General features: G+C 76.2%; 13 protein-coding genes and 2 tRNA genes. 9 read left to right on the top strand and 6 right to left on the bottom strand.

The genetic code is table 11. From position 1 onward, the window contains the following. Positions 1 to 19 precede the first annotated feature (19 nt). The gene (locus JN535_RS05485; RefSeq protein WP_205203443.1) at positions 20 to 1,012 is read left to right on the top strand and encodes a siderophore-interacting protein; all 993 of its coding nucleotides are present in this window, start codon (positions 20 to 22) and stop codon (positions 1,010 to 1,012) included. Between the two features lie 232 nt (positions 1,013 to 1,244). Further along, positions 1,245 to 3,515, top strand: a complete 2,271-nt coding sequence (helR, locus tag JN535_RS05490) for an RNA polymerase recycling motor ATPase HelR (RefSeq protein WP_240200664.1) — start codon at positions 1,245 to 1,247, stop codon at positions 3,513 to 3,515. A gap of 12 nt (positions 3,516 to 3,527) precedes the next feature. Here helR and JN535_RS05495 read toward each other — a convergent pair whose 3' ends face one another. Together JN535_RS05495 and JN535_RS05500 are read right to left on the bottom strand one after the other, a co-directional pair. Continuing rightward, the gene (locus JN535_RS05495; RefSeq protein WP_205203445.1) at positions 3,528 to 4,109 is read right to left on the bottom strand and encodes a YbaK/EbsC family protein; all 582 of its coding nucleotides are present in this window, start codon (positions 4,107 to 4,109) and stop codon (positions 3,528 to 3,530) included. 54 nt (positions 4,110 to 4,163) lie between these two features. Further along, complete coding sequence (locus tag JN535_RS05500; protein WP_240200665.1) at positions 4,164 to 4,724, bottom strand: YbhB/YbcL family Raf kinase inhibitor-like protein; 561 nt, start codon at positions 4,722 to 4,724, stop codon at positions 4,164 to 4,166. A gap of 279 nt (positions 4,725 to 5,003) precedes the next feature. Here JN535_RS05500 and JN535_RS05505 point away from each other — a divergent pair, with 279 nt between their 5' ends. The 4 genes from JN535_RS05505 to JN535_RS05520 all read left to right on the top strand — a co-directional run bounded on the left by JN535_RS05505 (position 5,004) and on the right by JN535_RS05520 (position 11,826). Further along, positions 5,004 to 6,029: a hypothetical protein gene (locus JN535_RS05505; protein WP_205203447.1), complete on the top strand. Its 1,026-nt coding sequence runs from the start codon at positions 5,004 to 5,006 to the stop codon at positions 6,027 to 6,029. Further along, positions 6,026 to 7,753, top strand: coding sequence for a DNA polymerase Y family protein (locus JN535_RS05510; RefSeq protein WP_205203455.1), 1,728 nt, complete (start codon positions 6,026 to 6,028; stop codon positions 7,751 to 7,753). Before JN535_RS05505 ends, JN535_RS05510 begins: the two co-directional genes overlap by 4 nt. Then, on the top strand, positions 7,746 to 11,438 hold the full coding sequence (locus tag JN535_RS05515; protein ID WP_205203457.1) for an error-prone DNA polymerase: 3,693 nt from the start codon (positions 7,746 to 7,748) through the stop codon (positions 11,436 to 11,438). Before JN535_RS05510 ends, JN535_RS05515 begins: the two co-directional genes overlap by 8 nt. Before the next feature lie 106 nt (positions 11,439 to 11,544). Beyond that, positions 11,545 to 11,826, top strand: coding sequence for a hypothetical protein (locus JN535_RS05520; RefSeq protein ID WP_205203459.1), 282 nt, complete (start codon positions 11,545 to 11,547; stop codon positions 11,824 to 11,826). 69 nt (positions 11,827 to 11,895) lie between these two features. Here JN535_RS05520 and JN535_RS05525 read toward each other — a convergent pair whose 3' ends face one another. The 4 genes from JN535_RS05525 to JN535_RS05540 all read right to left on the bottom strand — a co-directional run bounded on the left by JN535_RS05525 (position 11,896) and on the right by JN535_RS05540 (position 15,398). Further along, the gene (locus JN535_RS05525; RefSeq protein WP_205203461.1) at positions 11,896 to 12,297 is read right to left on the bottom strand and encodes a hypothetical protein; all 402 of its coding nucleotides are present in this window, start codon (positions 12,295 to 12,297) and stop codon (positions 11,896 to 11,898) included. 59 nt (positions 12,298 to 12,356) lie between these two features. Next, positions 12,357 to 13,295 carry a Gfo/Idh/MocA family oxidoreductase gene (locus JN535_RS05530; RefSeq protein WP_205203468.1) on the bottom strand — a complete coding sequence of 313 codons (939 nt, stop codon included), beginning with the start codon at positions 13,293 to 13,295 and terminating at the stop codon, positions 12,357 to 12,359. A gap of 48 nt (positions 13,296 to 13,343) precedes the next feature. Beyond that, positions 13,344 to 14,276: a serine protein kinase RIO gene (locus tag JN535_RS05535; protein ID WP_307868265.1), complete on the bottom strand. Its 933-nt coding sequence runs from the start codon at positions 14,274 to 14,276 to the stop codon at positions 13,344 to 13,346. A 294-nt stretch (positions 14,277 to 14,570) separates the two neighbouring features. Then, positions 14,571 to 15,398: a metal-dependent hydrolase gene (locus JN535_RS05540; RefSeq protein ID WP_205203470.1), complete on the bottom strand. Its 828-nt coding sequence runs from the start codon at positions 15,396 to 15,398 to the stop codon at positions 14,571 to 14,573. Between the two features lie 464 nt (positions 15,399 to 15,862). Here JN535_RS05540 and JN535_RS21185 point away from each other — a divergent pair, with 464 nt between their 5' ends. From JN535_RS21185 to JN535_RS05550, 3 genes are all read left to right on the top strand, one after another. Continuing rightward, positions 15,863 to 15,994: a hypothetical protein gene (locus JN535_RS21185; protein ID WP_255318583.1), complete on the top strand. Its 132-nt coding sequence runs from the start codon at positions 15,863 to 15,865 to the stop codon at positions 15,992 to 15,994. A gap of 153 nt (positions 15,995 to 16,147) precedes the next feature. After that, positions 16,148 to 16,219, top strand: a tRNA-Arg gene (locus JN535_RS05545). Positions 16,220 to 16,263: 44 nt separating this feature from the next. Continuing rightward, positions 16,264 to 16,336, top strand: a tRNA-Arg gene (locus tag JN535_RS05550). Positions 16,337 to 16,438: the final 102 nt, after the last annotated feature.

The raw sequence follows: 16,438 nt of genomic DNA on the forward strand, positions 1-16,438 counted from the left end.
GTAGGTTAGCCTCACCTGTGTGAGCCAGACCGTCGTCGCACCCCGCACCCGAGCCCGTCGCCCCGTCGCCCGGGCGACCGCGCCGTGGCGCTTCTTCGACGTCGAGGTGGCGCGCGTCGAGCAGGTCTCGCCGAGCTTCCGCCGGTTCACGTTCACCGGCCCCGAGCTCGACCTCTTCGGGGACCCGGGCCTCGACGTGCGGATCAAGTTCGTGCTCCCCGCGCCCGACGGCGGCTACGAGCACCTCGTGCGCGACGCCGACGCCTGGTACGCCGCGTGGCGCGACCAGCCCGAGGAGCGCCGGAACCCGCTGCGCACCTACACGACCGTCGCGGTGCGCCCCGAGGCGCGCGAGGTCGACGTGGACGTCGTGCTGCACGGCGACGCCGGTCCCGCCTCGCGCTGGGCGCTCGCCGCCGAGGTCGGCACGCCGCTCGTCCTGCTCGGCCCGGACGCGACGTTCGACGGCGCCGCCGGCGGCATCGAGTTCCGTCCGCCGACCCGCCCGCACGCGCTCCTGCTCGCGGGCGACGAGACGGCGCTGCCTGCGATCGCCGCGATCTGCGAGGACCTGCCCGCCGACGCGTGGGGCGAGGTCTACGTCGAGGTGCCGCACGTGGGCGACGCGCGCGACCTCGTCACGCCGCCCGGGGTGCGCGTGACCTTCCTGGCCCGCGACGACGTCCCCGGCGGGGCGCACGACGCCCACGGCGCGCGTCTGGTGCCCGCCGTCAAGGAGGCGGCCGAGCGCATCCTCGGAGCGGGTGTCCTCGGGACCGACCCGCCCGCCCAGTGCCGCACCGCCGAGGACCTCGAGGACATCGACGTCGACGCGTCGATCCTCTGGGAGGTCCCCGGGCTGCTCGAGGAGGACACCGTCCTCTACGCGTGGCTCGCGGGCGAGGCGAGCGCGATCAAGACGCTGCGCCGCCACCTCGTCGCCGACCTCGGCGTCGACCGCCGCGCCGTCGCGTTCATGGGCTACTGGCGCGAGGGTCGCGCCGAGAGCTGACGCGTCCACGCGATTCCGCCGAGACGCGAGAAGCGGCCCCGCACCGTCCTCGGTGCGGGGCCTGCTCTTCTGCCGGTGCGAAGGGAAAAGGGAGGCCGACGGCCTCCCTCCCTTTCCAAGGTATAGCGCACGGGGGGTCTTGCGGCAAGGCCCCCTCCGGGGCGCAGAATCTCCGCTCGTGCGTGGGTCGTCGTGGCCCGCGCCGTCCCCGCTGGACCTCGGACCGGAGCTGATGACGTTGCCCGACGCCCCCGTGACCGCCGACCCGACCACCGACCCGACCGCTGATGCGGATCCGTGGCCCGCGCCGTTCTTCGCCCTGCCCGCCCGGCTGGCCGCGAAGGCCGACCCGGGGCTCGTCGATGCCGACGAGCGGCACTTCGCCGCCATCGCGGCGAGCCTCGAGCGCTCCGTCGCAGACCTCGCGCGGCGCCTCGACGCGGCGCGCCGGGCGCCGGGCGGGAGCGGGACCGAGGCGCTCGAGCGCGACCAGGAGATCCACCGGCTCAGCGGGCGGCTGCGGCTGCTCCAGCGCTACGGCGTCGACCTGTGCCTGGGCCGCATGACGTTCGCCGACGGGTCCGACCCCGTGTACGTCGGACGCGTGGGCCTCACGGACACGGCCGAGGAGCGGCTGCTCGTCGACTGGCGCTCGCCCGTCGCGGAGCCGTACTTCGCCGCGACCCCCGCGCACCCGCTCGGTCTCGCGGCGCGGCGCCGGTACCGGTGGACGCGCGGTCGCGTCACGGACTACTGGGACGAGGAGCTCGTGCCCGACGGCGCCGGGTCGAGCGCGGCGCTCGACGACCAGTCGGCGTTCGTCGCGAGCCTCGGCGCGAGCAGGTCCCCGCGGATGCGCGACGTGCTCGGCACGATCCAGGCCGACCAGGACGCGATCGTCCGGGCGGGCTCGCGTGGCGCGCTCGTCGTGGACGGCGGCCCCGGGACGGGCAAGACCGTCGTGGCGCTGCACCGCGCCGCCTACCTGCTCTACGCCGACCCGCACGTGGGTGGCGGGCACGGGGGAGTGCTCGTCGTCGGGCCCAGCCGTCCCTACCTCGCGTACGTGGCCGACGTGCTGCCCGGTCTCGGCGAGGAGGGCGTGCAGACGTGCACGCTGCGCGACCTCGTCCCCGAGGGCGCGACGGCGCGCGAGGAGGCCGACCCCGAGGTGGCCCGGCTCAAGGCGTCCGTCGAGCTCGTCGCCGCGATCGAACCGGCCGTGCGGTTCTCCGAGCGCCCGCCCACCGAGGGCATGGAGGTCGAGACGCCGTGGGTGGACGTCTGGCTCTCCACCGCCGACTGGGCGGAGGCGTTCGAGTCCGTGGACCCGGGCACCCCGCACAACGAGGCGCGCGACGAGGTGTGGGGCGCGCTCGTGGAGATCCTGGTGGACAAGGCGTGCGGGGGAGCCGCGGAGGACGCCGTGGACCTCGACGCCGACGACGTGCGCCGTGCCCTGCGGAGCCACCGCGCGCTCGGCGCCGCGTTCGACCGCGCGTGGCCCCTCGTCGAGCCGACCGACCTCGTGGCCGACCTGTGGTCCGTGCCCGCCTACCTGCGCCTGTGCGCGCCGTCGCTCACGCCCGAGCAGGTGCGCATGCTCCAGCGCGAGGATGCGCACGCCTGGACGACGGCGGACCTGCCGCTGCTCGACGCCGCGCGCCGTCGCCTCGGCGACCCGGAGGCGTCGCGCCGGCGCCGGCGCAACGAGGCCGCCGCGGCGTCGGAGCGAGCCCGCATGGACGACGTCGTCGACCACCTCGTCGCGACCGACGACAGCGAGCTCGGGGTCATGCAGATGCTGCGGGGGCAGGACCTGCGCGACGCGCTCGTCGACGACGGTGCGCTCGTCGTCGCGACGCCCGACCGCCTCGCGGGGCCGTTCGCGCACGTCGTCGTGGACGAGGCGCAGGAGCTCACCGACGCCGAGTGGCAGATGGTGCTGAGCCGCTGCCCCTCGCGCAGCGTCACGGTCGTCGGGGACCGGGCCCAGGCGCGTCACGGGTTCGCGGAGGGCTGGCGCGAGCGGCTCGCGCGCGTGGGCTTCGACCGGGTCGCGGAGGCGTCGCTGAGCGTCAACTACCGCACGCCGCGGGAGATCATGGCCGAGGCGGAGCCCGTCGTCCGCGCCGCGCTCCCGGACGCGAACGTCCCGACGTCGGTGCGCAGCACGGGCGTGCCCGTCGCCCGCGGGGCGGTCGCGGACCTCGACAAGATCCTCGACGCGTGGCTCGCCGAGCACGCGGACGGCACGGCGTGCGTGATCGGCGCCGCCGGGCCGTCCGAGGCGTCCGGCGGAGGACCGGACGGCGGGGTCGGCGACGAGGGCGAGAGGACCACGCGGGTGCGGTGGCTCACGCCCGAGACGGCGAAGGGCCTCGAGTTCGACCTCGTCGTGCTCGTCGAGCCGCACGCGTTCGGCGACGGCGTCCAGGGGGCCGTGGACCGCTACGTCGCGATGACGCGCGCGACGCAGCGGCTCGTCGTGCTCGAGGGCTGAGCGCAGGCCCGGTCAGGCGACGGGGACCGCGAGGTCCTCGACGACCTCGACGCCGGGCAGGCGGCCCAGCAGGTCGCCGGGGAGCAGCAGCTTCGATCGCCGCACCCCGCTGCCGATCAGCGCGAGCGCGCCGTCGGTCACGACGCGCGCGTCCACGAGCACCCGCCACGCCTCAGGCAGGCCGACGGGCGTGATGCCGCCGTACTCCATGCCGGACTCGGCCGTCGCGCGGTCGGTCGGCAGGAACGACGCCTTGCGCACGTCGAGCAGCTTGCGGACGCGCGTGTTGACGTCGGCGCGCGTGTGCGCGCGCACCACGGCGGCGGCGATCCGCTCGTCGCCGGCCCGCGCGCCGCCCACGACGACGCAGTTGGCCGACGCCTCGACGGGCAGGTCGAACGCGGCGTTGAGCGTCGCGGTGTCCGCGAGGTCGGGGTCGATCTCCGTCACGGCGACGAGCGCCGCGACGTCCGGGTCGGCCTCGGCCCAGCGGCGCAGCGCGTCGGCGGTCACGGGGGCGACGAGATCGAGGTGGTCGAGCGCCGGCTCCCAGGTGAGCGAGCCGAGCGTGGGCAGGGTCGTGCGGGCGTCCATGGGTCCTTCGGCGGTCGGTGGGTGCGGTCGGTGAGTGCGCGAGCGGCGTTCGTGTCAGTCCGCGACGCGGTACGTGACCGTGAGCGTCGCACGGGCCAGCGTACGGAACAAGGCGTTGAAGGCGACGGCGGTCGGTGTCGCGTCCGGGCCGAGGCCGGCGGCGTCGGCGAGGGAGTCGACGTCGAGCGCGTGCACGGCGAACACGTAGCGGTGCGCGCGGTCCCCGGCGGGCGGCGCGGCGCCCGTGTAGCCGGGCGCGCCGCCGTCGTGCCGGACCTGGAACGCGCCGGCGGGCAGCCCGGAGCCGTCCGCCGCCCCGGCGCCGGCCGGCAGGGACGTCACGGACGAGGGGACGTCGGCGACGGTCCAGTGCCAGAACCCCGCGGGCGTCGGGGCGTCGGGGTCGAAGCAGCTCACGACGAACGAGCGCGTGCCCTCCGGGAAGCCTGACCATGCGAGGGCCGGGGAGCGGTCCTCGCCCTCGGCGGCGAACGCTCGGGGGAGCGGCTCGCCGTCGGAGAGGTCGCTGCTCGTGAGCGTGAAGGACGGCACGGCGGGCAGGAGGGAGTAGGGGTCGGGAGCCGGAGGTCGGGAGTCGAGGTTCACGTCGGCCATGGGCCTATCGTGCCGAACCGGTCGCACCGTGGCACGTCCGCCGGTTCAGGTTCAGGTGGAGGTCGAAGGTCAGGACGAACCTTCGAGGAGAGGTCGAGGGTTCATCGGGGCATCCGGGACGAAGCCGACGGCTCTCACCTGCGGAGTTGACACCCCGCGACCGTGGTCGAACACTGGAAGTGTTCGAACGTCTGTTCGAACAGCGGTGGGTGCAGAACGACGCCCACGACAGCCGACGCGCGGCGCGCGTCCCGTCCAGCAGCATCCCCGGGAGGCGAGATGACCCTTCTCGCCGACCCCGCCGAGCGGGCGGGCGCGGCCGGCCCGGCGACGGGCGCCGCCGCCGACAAGGCCGAGCGAGCCCGCGCGGTCCTGCGCCGTGCGGAGGAGCGTACGGGCGTCCGCCGACACCGCGCGGTCGTCGCCCCTGCGGTCCCGGCAGCGCCGACCGCCGTCCCGCGCGCCGGCGCCGTCCCGCTCACCGACGTCCTCCCCACCGACGTCCCGCTCGTCGACGTCTCCTCGCCGGCGATCGCCCGGCCGACCTCTGTCGCGCCGGCCGAGCGCCCGGCGCGCGCCCGCGGCCGCCACGGCGCGGTGCGGGACACGAGCCCGGACGCGATCCCGGACGAGCGGGCGTGGCCGGTGCACGACGCGCTCGCGCCGCTCCTCCCGCTCGGTGCCCTGCAGCGCGGCACCGTGCTCGCGGTGCGCGGCTCGACGAGCCTCCTGCTCGCGCTCGTCGCGCGGCCGTCGCGGGCCGGGGCGTGGACCGCCGCCGTCGGGTTCCCCGCGGTCGGGCTGCTCGCGGCCGCCGACGTCGGCGCGGACCTCGACCGCGTCGTCCTCGTCCCGCGACCGGGACCGGACGCGGCGCTCGCGATCTCGGCGCTCGTCGACGGCCTGGACGTCGTGGTCGTGGGGCCCGACGCCGCCCTCACCGACACCGACCGCAGGCGCCTCGCCGCCCGGGCGCGCGAGCGCGGCGCCCTGCTCGTCGCCGCGGGGGAGTGGCCGGGCGCGCACGTCGCGCTCACGGTGACGGGCGGCGGCTGGTCCGGCGCGGACCGCGGGGCGGGCTGGCTGCGCCGCCGCACCCTCGCCGTCGAGCGCGCGGGCCGCGGGGGCGCCGCGCGCCCCGTGCGGGTCGAGGTCGAGCTCCCGCTCGCCCACGAGGACTGGCCGGCGTTCCTCACCGAGCCCGCGCAGGTGAGCGCGGGGGACGTGCAGTCCGTCGGCTCCCGCGACGACGAATACCCCGCGCTCGGCGAGCAGGGTGGTCCCGGGCTGAGGCTCGTCGGATGAGCACGAGCCCGACCCGCACGGCGGCCCTGTGGGTGCCGGACTGGCCGGTGCTCGCGGCGATGGCGGTGCGCGACGTCCCCGCGCACGTCCCCGCAGCGACGCACGACGGCCGCCGCGTCGTCGCCGTCTCCGCGACCGCGCGCGCCCAGGGCGTGCGCCGGGGCATGCGCCGCCGCCGGGCCCGCGAGTGCTGCCCGGAGCTCGAGCTGCTCGACGTCGACGACGCGCGCGACGCCCGCGAGTTCGAGCCCGTCGCGCTCGCGGCCGAGACCGTCGTCGCGGGGCTGGAGATCACCCGGCCTGGCCTGCTGCTCCTGCCCGCCACCGGGGCGAGCCGGTACCACGGGTCCGACGCCGCGCTCGCGGAGGCGCTCGTCGCGCGCGTCGCCGAGCGCACCGGCCACGAGAGCCAGGTGGGTGTCGCCGACGGCATCCTCGCCGCCGTGCTCGCCGCGCGGGACGCCGCCGTCGTCCCGCCCGGCCGCTCCGCCGCGTTCCTCGCGCCCCGGCCGGCGCGCGACCTCGTGCACGTCACCGCCCGCCCGGACGCCGCCGTCGCGGTCGACGAGCTCGTGGACCTCCTGGGCCGGCTCGGCGTGCGCACCCTCGGGGCGCTCGCGGCCCTGCCGCCCGCGACCGTCGAGGGACGCTTCGGCGACCTCGGCGCGTGGGCGCACCGGCTCGCGCGCGGCGAGGACCTGCGCCCGCCCGCGCGGCGCCGCGTCGAGCCCGACGTCGCGGTGAGCGCCGAGCTCGACCCGCCCGCCGAGCGCGTCGACGTCGCGACCTTCGCCGCGCGCCGGCTCTCCGAGGACCTGCACGACCAGCTCGTCGCGCGCTCGCTCGTCGCCGGGCGCCTGCGCATCACGGCGCGGACCGTCGAGGGCGACGACCTCGAGCGCACCTGGCGGCTCGACGGGCCGGGCGCGATGAGCCCGGCGCGCCTCACGGACAAGGTCCGGTGGCAGCTCGAGGGCTGGCTCACCACGACCAGCGTCCGCGCCGCCCGCGCGGCCCGGACCGCGCGCGGTGGCAGGCGGGGTGGCGAGCGCGGCGGCTCGCCCGGCGGGGCCGACGTCGTGCCGGACGCCGCACCCCTGGCCCGCCTGTCCCTCACGGCCGAGGAGGTCGTCCCCGCGGGGGCGGAGCAGCCGCGCCTGTGGGGCGCGTCGAGCGGCGAGGACGCGCGCGCCCACCGCGCGCTCGGGCGCGTGCAGGGCATCCTCGGCGGCGACGCCGTCCTGCGCGTCGAGGTCCAGGGCGGCCGCGACGCGACCGACCGTGTGCACCTCGTGCCGTTCGGGGAGGACGTCGCGCGCCCGCGCGACCCGGCCCTGCCGTGGCCCGGCGCGCTCCCGAGCCCCGCTCCCGCGGTCGTGCCCGTCGAGCCGCAGGACGTGGTCGTGCTCGACGACGCCGGGCGGCCGGTCGTCGTCGACGCGCGCCTCGCGATGAGCGGCGAGCCCGCGACCGTGCGGTGGCCGGCCCCCGCGCCGGAGGAGGGTCCGCGCCGCGCGGCGGCACCCCGGGGCGAGGCGGCGCTGCCCGGGCCGGGGTCCGCGCGCGCCGTCGTGGACTGGGCCGGGCCGTGGCCGCTCGCCGAGCGCTGGTGGACGCCCGCGCCCCGGCGCCGCGTGCACGTCCAGGTCCTGCTCGACGACGGTCGCGGCCTGCTCCTCGCGAGCGCGAGCGGGCGGTGGACCGTGGAGGGCCTGTATGACTGACCGGACCACCGGCCCGCGCTACGCCGAGCTGCACGCGCACTCCGCGTTCAGCTTCCTCGACGGCGCGTCCCACCCCGAGGAGCTCGCCGCCGAGGGCGCGCGGCTCGGGCTGTCGGCGCTCGCGATCACCGACCACGACGGCCTGTACGGCGTCGTGCGCTTCGCCGAGGCCGCGCGCAAGGTCGGGCTCCCCACGGTCTTCGGTGCCGAGCTGCACCTGCCCGCGCCGACCGGGACCGGCGCGCCCGTGCTCGACCCGCCCACCGGCGTGCCCGACCCACGCTCGACCCACCTGCTCGTGCTCGCGCGCGGCACGCAGGGCTACCGCAACCTGTCGCGCGCGATCGCGACCGCGCACCTCGCGACGGGCACCAAGGGCGCCGCCGACTACCGCCTCGAGCAGCTCGCGGCGGAGGCCGCCGGGCAGTGGCTCGTCCTCACCGGGTGCCGCAAGGGAGCGGTGCGGCGCGCGCTCGTCACGTCCGGGCGCGCCGCGGCCCGCCGCGAGCTCGACCGGCTCGTCGCCCTCTTCGGCGCCGACAACGTGGCCGTCGAGATCACCACGACCGACGACCCGCGCGACGCCGACCTGCACGCGGCGCTCGCCGACCTCGCCGCCGACGCCCGGCTGCCGCTCGTCGCGACGACCGCCGCGCACTACGCGCACCCGCGCGACGCCGACCTCGCGGGGGCGCTCGCGGCCGTGCGCGCGCGCTCGTCGCTCGACGACCTCGACGGCTGGCTGCCCGGCGCCCCGACGGCCCACCTGCGCTCCGCGGCGGAGATGCTCGCGCGCCACCCCCGGCACCCGCAGGCCGTCGCGACCGCGGCCGCGCTGGGGGACGAGTGCGCGTTCGACCTGCACCTCGTCGCACCCGACCTGCCGCCCTACCCGGTACCGGACGGGCACACCGAGGCGACCTGGCTGCGCGAGCTCGTGCGGCGCGGCGGCGAGGACCGGTACGGGCCGCGCGGCCAGGAGAAGATCACGGGCGCGTGGGCGCAGATCGACCACGAGCTGCGCGTCATCGAGGACCTGCACTTCCCGGGGTACTTCCTCGTGGTCTACGACCTCGTCGAGTTCTGCCGGGTGAACGGCATCCTCGCGCAGGGCCGCGGGTCGGCCGCGAACTCCGCGGTCTGCTACGCGCTCGGCATCACGGCCGTCGACGCGGTGAAGCACGGCCTGCTGTTCGAGCGCTTCCTCGCGCCCGAGCGCGACGGCCCGCCGGACATCGACATCGACATCGAGTCCGCGCGGCGCGAGGAGGTCATCCAGCACGTCTACGAGAAGTTCGGCCGCACGCACGCCGCGCAGGTCGCGAACGTCATCTCCTACCGGCCCAAGTCTGCGGTGCGGGATGCGGCCCGGGCGCTCGGGTACGACGTCGGGCAGGCCGACGCGTGGAGCAAGTCCATCGAGCGGTGGGGGTCGCTGCGCGGCCCCGACCCGTCGTCGCCCGCGGCCGACCGCAAGGCCAAGGAGGTCGCCATCGCGACGAAGACCGCCGAGAAGGACGCCGAGAAGGCTCGCCTGTGGGGGTCGCGCGACGTGGGTTCGGCGGGGAGGGGGGTGGGATCGTCGCGCACCGGCACGTCCCGCGCCGCCGCCTCTCGCGACGAACGTCCGCACACCGGGCATCGTGGCGACTGGTCGCCCGACCTGAGCGGCCGGAGCGCGTGGCGACCGCGCGTCGTCGACCCGCTCGCGGTGGACGAGGGCGAGGTCCTGCGCGCGGACGACACGCACGACGTCGTGCCCGCGCACCGGCCGCCGTCGGCCGCGCAGGAGGGGGAGATCCCCGAGGCGGTGCTCGACCTCGCCGACCGGATGTTCCGGCTCCCGCGGCACCTGGGCATCCACTCGGGCGGCATGGTCATGTGCGACCGCCCCGTCATCGAGGTGTGCCCCGTCGAGTGGGCGCGCATGGAGGGCCGCACCGTCCTGCAGTGGGACAAGGAGGACTGCGCGGACGCCGGGCTCGTGAAGTTCGACCTCCTCGGCCTCGGGATGCTCACGGCGCTGCGCATCGGGTTCGACCTCGTGGAACGGCACGAGGGCGGCCCGCGCCTCGCGCTGCACACGCTGCCCGAGGACGACCCGGCGGTGTACGACCTGCTGTGCGCGGCCGACACCGTCGGCGTGTTCCAGGTCGAGTCGCGCGCCCAGATGGCGACGCTGCCCCGGCTGCAGCCGCGGAACTTCTACGACATCGTCATCGAGGTCGCGCTCATCCGTCCCGGGCCGATCCAGGGTGGTTCCGTGCACCCGTACATCAACCGCGCGCGGGGGCGGGAGGAGGTGACGTTCCTCCACCCGCTGCTCAAGAAGTCGCTCGGCAAGACGAAGGGCGTGCCGCTGTTCCAGGAGCAGCTCATGCAGATGGCGATCGACGTCGCGGGCTTCTCCCCGAAGGAGTCCGACCAGCTCCGGCGCGCGATGGGGTCCAAGCGGTCCGTCGAGCGCATGGAGGAGCTGCGCGGGCGGCTCATGGACGGGATGCGCAAGAAGGGCGTCACCGACCCGGCCGTGCGCGAGGAGATCTACGACAAGCTCAAGGCGTTCGCGGACTTCGGGTTCCCCGAGTCGCACGCGTACTCGTTCGCGTTCCTCGTCTACGCGAGCTCGTGGCTCAAGGTGCACCACCCCGCCGCGTTCTACGCGGGGCTGCTCGCGGCGCAGCCCATGGGGTTCTACTCGCCCCAGTCTCTCGTGGCGGACGCGCGCCGCCACGGCGTCACCGTGCTGCGCCCCGACGTCAACGCGTCCGACGTCGAGGCGACGGTCGAGCGGCTGCCCGCCGACCATGCGGGTACCGACCGTCCCGGCGGCCGGACGGGCGACAGCCGCATGCTCGGCGGGGAGGTGCGGATCGACACCGCGTTCGGGCCGGAGCCCGACCTCGGGCTCGCGGTGCGGCTCGGGCTCGCGAGCGTGCGCGGGCTCGGCAAGGACGCGGCCGAGCGCGTCGTCGCGGCGCGCGGGACGCCGGGGGAGGGCCGGCCCTTCAGCGACCTGCGCGACCTCGTGCGGCGCGTCGACCTCACGACGGCCCAGCTCGAGGGGCTCGCGACCGCCGGGGCGACGGACTGCCTCGGCGTGACGCGGCGCGAGGCGCTGTGGGCGGCGGGCGCGCTCGCGCAGGAGGGCCCGGGGACGCTGCCGGGCGTGAGCGTCGGCGTCGAGGCCCCGGCGCTGCCCGGCATGACCGACGTCGAGACCGCCGTCGCCGACGTGTGGGCCACGGGCGTGTCCGCCGACTCCTACCCGACGCAGTACGTGCGTGACGGCCTGACGGCGGCCGGGGTGCTCACCGTCGTCGGAGCGGTCGAGGTGTCGCGCGAGATCGAGCGGGTCGACGAGGCGGAGCGCGCGGCGGGCGAGGTGCCGGGGACGCGCCCGCACCCGTCGTCGCGCGTCGCGGTGGGCGGCGTCGTCACGCACCGCCAGCGCCCCGGGACGGCCGGGGGCGTGACGTTCCTGTCGCTCGAGGACGAGACGGGGATCCTCAACGTCGTGTGCTCGCCCGGGCTGTGGCAGCGGTTCCGGAAGGTCGCGCGCGGGTCCGCGGCGCTCGTCGTGCGCGGGCGGCTGGAGCGGGCCGACGGCGCCACGAACCTCGTCGCGGAGCACCTCGCGCCGCTCTCGCTCCAGGTCGCGACGACGTCGCGCGACTTCCACTGACGGGTTCGTCGCCGTCCGGTGGGCGCGCGTGGTAGGAACGGAGCGGTCAGGGCCCGGCGTGCGACGGCGGGTCGTCCGCACCGGCTCACCGACGAGAGGACCCGCGATGCCACCCCGCCTCACCGCCCGCACGATGTTCTGGACCGGCGTCGGCCTCACCGTGGGGAGCGCCCTCGTCCAGAACGTCGGTCTCGCGAACCTCACCTACTCCTTCGTCGGCACGTGGTTCGTGGGCCTGCTCCTCACCGTGCTGCAGGTCGCGTTCACCGGCGGCGTCGTGCTCGCCGCCGGGTCGTTCGTCGTCCGGGCGCTGCAGCCCGACGACGGCGCCCCGCACAAGGAGGCGGCGTCGACGCCGTGGGAGGACCGCGACAACCGGCTGTCCTGACCCCCGCCCCGGACGCGCCCGAGCAGTCCCGTGCCAGCAGCCCCGCGCCGGCAGGTCGACGGCGTGGGGCTACGGAGCGATGGGCGCGACGACGCAGACCTCGAACGTGTCGCGCGCGCGGCGCAGCAGGTACCGGACCTCCTGCGCCTCCTGCTCGTTCGCGTACTCGTCGCGGTAGCTCCAGCGCACGCGCGCCCACACGAGCGCGTCGCCGACCTCCTCGACGTCCTCGAGGTGGGCGACGACACCGACGAGGCCACGTTCGCGGAACCCGCGTGCGGTCTCGATGGTCGACTCGCGCACGTCCTCCGGGTCGGCGAGGAGCACCGACCCGGTCGACCCGACCACGAGCGCCGGGAACGCGTAGCTCTCGCCGATCGTGTCGAGGTCGCCCGTGGAGAGGGCGACCCCGTAGGTCGTGAGGAACGTCTGGACGTCGTCGGCGTCGAAGGACGCGGTGGAGGGATCCATGGTCCCGTTCTACCGCGTCGGTCCGGCGTCGGCGCGGCCGGGCGCCTCGGCCGCGCGCGTCAGGCGGGCAGGGCCGCGGTGACCTGCTCGAGGAGCGCGAGGTCGGCGAGGACCGTCGCTTGCTCGGCGTGGATCCGGTCGGCGTCGTCGGCCGCGGCCGGGCGCGCCGTCGTGCCCGCAGGGGTGCCGGACGCCGGCGTGAGGACCGCGAGCGCGTGCTCGACCACCGGGGCGAGGTAGTCGGCGCCGAGCACGACCTCGGAGCGCTCGGCGCCGCGCGGCGTGCGCACCGCGACCGTGAACCCCGCGGTCGGGTGGGCGACCGGGTCGAGGAAGCGCAGCCGGACGGGGACGTCGTCCAGCCGGGTGGTCGCCACGATCCCGTCCGTCGAGCTCGTCACGACGGGCGGCGCCCACCCCACGCCGCGAGGACCGCCCACCACGGCGCGCGCCGCCTCCACGACGTGGATGCCGAGGAAGAACAGCCCGTCGCGCTCGTCGGCCGGGTCGGCGGGTCCCGACACCTCCACGACCGGCCCGGCCGACGTCGTCGCCGCGCCGGCCGTGCCGGCGGCGAGGACGGCGCGGGCGGCCGCGACCTCGGGAGCGAACCGCAGCGCGGACGCCGTCGTCACGGCGGCGCCGTGGGCGCGGGCCACGTCGAGCGTGGCCCGCGCGTCGGCGACCGACGCCGCGAACGGCTTGTCGACGAGCACCGGGACGCCCGCGCGCAGGAGCGTGCGGGCCGCGGCGCCGTGGAGCCGGCCCGCGCGGTGGGCGACGAACGCCGCGTCGACCCGGCCGACGACGTCGGGCACGGTGACCAGATCCTCGGCGAGGGCGAGCCCGCCCGCCGCGGCGAGCTCCGCGCGCCGGGCCGGCTCGCCGTCGACGAGCGCGACGACGCGCACGCCCGGCCAGCGCCGCTCGACCTCGACGAGCCGGAGGTAGTGGTCGGCGTGGGACGAGTCGAGGCCGACGAGGGCGAGGCGCAGCACGCGGCGATCGTCCCACGCCGCGCGCTGCGTCCTCCGGTCGTCGTACCGTCACCACGCCTCGGCGAGCAGCAGCGCGAAGAGCTCGTCGGCGTCGGTCTCGAGCCCGCGTGCGGCGAACCACGCGGACATCGTGCGGCAGTCGCGCAGCAGGAGCTCGGTGCCGAACGGGTTCGCCACGAGGTCGACGACCTGCGGCAGGTCGATGATGACGAGCCGGTCGCCGTCCGCGAGGACGTTGTACGGCGACAGGTCGCCGTGCGCGTAGCCGAGCCGCGCGAGCACGGCCATGCCGTCGCGGAGCTGGTCCCACCACGACGCGAGCAGGTCCGGGTCGGGGCGGGTGCGCGCGAGGCGAGGCGCGGCCTCGTGCGCGACGCCGTCCGACGTGCCGACGAACTCCATGAGGATCTCGTTGCCGTCGATCTGCACCGGGTAGGGCACGGGAGCCCCCGCGGACCACAGCTCGCCGAGGGCGGCGAACTCCGCCGCTGCCCACTGCCCGGCCGCGACCTGGCGGCCGTAGCGGGACTTGCGGTCGAGCGCGCGCCGGTCGCGCGTGCGGCGCACGCGGCGGTCCTCGGTGTAGACCGTGTCGCGCCGGAACGCGCGGTGGTCGAGGTCCCGGTAACGCTTGGCGGCGAGCAGCGTGCGCTGGGCGGCGTCGTCGGGGACGGCGCGCTCGACGAGGAACACGTCCGCTTCCTTGCCGGTCTTGAGCACGCCGAGCTCGGTGTCGACGGCCGCGTCGGCGGTGACGACCCAGTCGGGGCGCGGCTCGGGTCCGCGCTGCCCCTTCTCGACGGCGGACCACGTGGACCAGCGCTGGTCGTCGCCGAGCGCGGCGTCGAGGACGCCCGCGGTCGGACCGGCGTCGTCGAGGTCGTCGCGGCGCCGCAGGCGGCGGGGCGGGGGAGTACGGGGGTCTCCCGCGAACGTCGGCGGGAGGTACGGGTCGGGGTACAGCAGGTCGTGCTCGGGCACGGGTGGGCTCCTTCGGGCGGGGAGCGCACGGCGCCGGCGCTGCCGCCTCGCGGGCGGCGGCGGGCGCGGACCGTCTCGGACGGTCGTCGACCGGCCTAGCGGCGGTCGGTGCTCCCGGGGGTGGTGGACACGCGAGCGTGGGTCGTCCAGCTCATGGCGTTCCTCCTTCCTCCGGTGCCCGACGGCGCGGGCGACGTCCTGCGACCGTCCCACCCGGGCGCGGGACGGGGCAAGGGAATTACCGCGCTCGTGATCGTGCTCGCGATCGCGCGCGGTGACCGCGGCCGTGGCCGCTCAGGCGACGCCCGACGCCAGCGCCTGGATCGCCGACGCGACGCGCTCGTACGTCCCCTGGGTGTCGTAGCCCATCTGGTCGAGCGCCGACCACACGAACCCGACGGTCGCGTAGAGGCCGACGGCCGTCGCGAGGATCCACTCGCGCACGGACCCGGTGTCGCCGAGCAGGGGGAGGGCGAAGCTGCCGCTGGGGCGCCACACGTCGTCGACGACGAGGGACCTTCGCACCCACCGCGGGGAGCGGAGCTTCACCGGCCACAGCAGCGGCGCGCCGTTGGTCGTGAGCACGTCGCCCAGGATGTGCACGGTCACGCCGATCCCGACGGCGACCGGGAGCCAGTTCCACTCCTCGGGCGAGAAGAGCGCGACGAGGGCCGCGACGGTCAGCGACGTGACCCAGGGCATGAGCTTGCCGCGCCGCGTGAGCTTGAGCGCCTTGAGCGCGAGGGCGACGAGCAGGACCGCGAGGAGGCCTCCGCCCACGTAGACCGTGCCGAAGCTCTCCGTCTCGACCGTGACCAGGCCCACGAGCCACGCGAGCGCCGTGAACACCGCGATGCCGAGGAACGAGTGCGTGCCCTGGCGGTGGCCGCCGGAGATCGTCTCGACCGCGTCGGACACCCACTCGCTCACGGGCGGCAGCGAGTGCGCGAACGTCCCGTTGTGGTGGTCGGCGTCGGGGAGGAGCGCGGCCCCGGCGCACACGACCGCACCCGTCATGACGCCGACCGACGACACGGGGTGCCACCCGAGCGCGAACGGGGCGGTGGACGTCACCGCGACCCAGGCGGCGGCTCCGGTCGCGGCGTGGTGGGCGCCCATCATGGCGGCGGGTCTCCTGTCGTCGGCCCGGCCGCGTGGTGCGTCGGCGTCGGGAGGTGTGTCCGGAACGTCCGGAACCCTACCGGGTGCCGCCGACAGCCCCGGTCGTTCGTCGTCCGGAGCGCCGAGGGTCGGCGCGCCAGAAAGAAAAGTGTGCCAGGCACCGCTGGCCTCCGGCCGACCCGCCGGCCGAGCCCCCACGGGCGAGAGGTGGTGGCCTGCGTCCTGTGCGAAGGCTTCGCGCGGGGGCCGGCGATCCCACCGGGCGCGGAGGGCCGAGCTCGACTCCGGGCAAGAAAGGGCCGCCGGCCGGCGGCCCTCCGGGCGGCGTGCGGGACCTCGGTCGGAGAATTTCTGACTAATGCGGGAAATAGGGTTGTGTCGATCGGGAAAGGCGCGTAGGGTCTTCCTCGGTCGACGACATTCCGGTGCGTGGGCCACCCGACGCGACCGAGAGGAGCAGTACCGTGCGCGAACCCGTCCAGCAGGACCGGCGACGTCCCGTGCTGCCCTGCGAGCAGCCGCGCGTCGTGCTGCCCGTGGCGTATCTCAGCGTGTCCTCGTTCCTCGCCGGCGACTCCGGCGGTCCTGTCGTCTGACCACAGCGTCGCACGACAGGCCGTCCCGGGACATCACCGGGGCGGCCTTTTTCTTGTGCGTGAATGCGTCCGAGCAGGGTGCATTTCTCGTGCCGCCATTCTGCTCCATAGCCGTCGGCGCGCATTTGTCGTGCGCCTGCGGTGAAAAGCACTGCCGTCGTCGTCCAACGGACACGACGCCGCTCTACGGAAGCGGAGACGGGGGTTCGACTCCCTCCGAGGGCACCTGGACGCCTCGCGTCCCGTCTGCTCGACGTTAAGGAGCACCAGCGCGCGTAGCTCAGCGGACAGAGCGCCGGCTTCCGGAGCCGGGCGTCGGGGGTTCGAGTCCTCCCGCGCGCACCTCGCCGCCCCGCCGGGGCGGCGTCATGATCGTCAGGACGACCCGAGGAGGTCAGCATCGTGAGCACCGAGGCCCACGCGTTCCCCGTCCCGCTGTCGGGC

The sequence above is a fragment of the Cellulosimicrobium cellulans genome (assembly GCF_016921195.1).
GTDB lineage: Bacteria > Actinomycetota > Actinomycetes > Actinomycetales > Cellulomonadaceae > Cellulosimicrobium > Cellulosimicrobium cellulans_F.